Origin of the sequence: Crystallibacter permensis (genome assembly GCF_025960875.1) — a bacterium.
GTDB lineage: Bacteria > Actinomycetota > Actinomycetes > Actinomycetales > Micrococcaceae > Crystallibacter > Crystallibacter permensis.
The window spans coordinates 1-1,447 of the sequence record NZ_JAODLR010000061.1 but is presented as its reverse complement, the minus strand read 5'-3'; the positions used below and the strand labels follow the sequence as shown (position 1 = coordinate 1,447).

Genomic DNA, 1,447 nt, shown 5'->3' with positions numbered 1-1,447 from the left:
GGCTCTCCGCGTTTCGTGGTGAAATCCACTGCTGCGATGCATGATCAGGCCGCCGTTCTGGCGGCGCTTCTGAGCATAATACGTGCGGTGTAATTGGCGCCATTTACGAACCCGCGGCCGGTTCTTTTTATCTGCTTGATGGCGGTGTTGTTGGCTTCTACTTTTGCCGTTGTTGCGCCGGTGATGATGAGGACTTCGATCTCCTGCCACCAGCGGCAGACGGTGCGCCAGAGCCGGTTGGTTTCCGGCTGTCCGGCGCGTTCCACGAGGCGTTGGAGCGTGTCCTTGGCAGCGGCGGCGTCGGCCAGCGAACCTGTCCGCAGCAGTGCGCGCAGCTGTTCCTTCACGTCCCAGACGGCCTTCAGCTTGCCGGTGGGATCATCGACGTCGAAGACTGTCTGCAGGCGGTTCCGGGCTCGGTCGGAGAGTGTCTCGGAGGCGCGGAGCAGCAGCAGCCGGTTGGCCCAGACCGGGTCACCGGAGCGGCCGCGCCGGCCCTTGGTTTCCTGGGTGAGGCGCTGGCGGACTTCGGTGAGCATGTTGTTCCCGAGCATCACCATGTGGAACGCGTCGACCGAGACCGCGGTGCGGGGCAGCCACATCCGCAAGGCCTTACGGAACGCCGCCGACGGGTCGATGGCGACGACTTCCACGCCGAGCCGCCAGTCCAGCGGGCGGGCGAAGAGCCAGTCGCCGACGCCCCTGCTGTCGCGGCCGTCGACGACGCCGAGGACCTGCCCGGTGTCCAGGTCCACGATGGTCGTCATCCATGGTTCATAGCGCTTCCAGGCGTTGGTTTCAGGGTCCTTGAAATAGCGCACGGACCGGAAGCGGTGTTCATCGATTCCGAGCCTCTTCGGCTGCAGGTTATTAACGTCCGGCAGCTCGTGCATGGCATTGTTCAGGGCACGCTGGACCAGCCACCACGAGACCCCGAACGCGGCCGCTGTTTCGGTTGCGGCCCGTCCCGAGCCGATCACAGCGGAGACCAGCGCGTCCTGCAATCTGCGGGTGGAACGTGCCCGGCGCGGCACTTCCGCAGTCGATTCCGAGAAGGTCTGCCGTGGGCATTCCGGTTCATCGCAGAAGAAGCGGCGTTTGGACCAGAGGACTTCCACCGGGCCGGCGAGGGGAATATCGCGGATCCGCTGCTTGCGCCGGGAGTGCCGACGCGTGCCGATCACCCCGCACGACGGGCAACCGGATTCGATGGTAGTTTCCACGTGGATCCGTCGCTGGCCGAAGGTCAGGATGTCGGCGTTCAGAACCCGGTAATCAGGCAGGTTGAAGATGACGGTGGCAGCATCAGGGCGTGCGGCAGTAAGCTCGGTCAAGGCTCGTAGTTCCTGTCAGTGATGAATGCGTCGAGAACATCCATCACAGCAGGGCTACGGGCCCTTCACATAACTGGGCCCGTACCCGTTTTCACCACCAACCACGGAGAGCC

At 64.2% G+C, this 1,447-nt stretch carries 1 protein-coding gene; it reads right to left on the bottom strand.

The features are described from left to right. Positions 1-44: 44 nt before the first annotated feature. A complete protein-coding gene (locus B0G38_RS23165) occupies positions 45-1,334 on the bottom strand; it encodes an ISL3 family transposase (RefSeq protein WP_264671653.1) in 1,290 nt (429 codons plus the stop codon). Positions 1,335-1,447 lie beyond the last annotated feature (113 nt).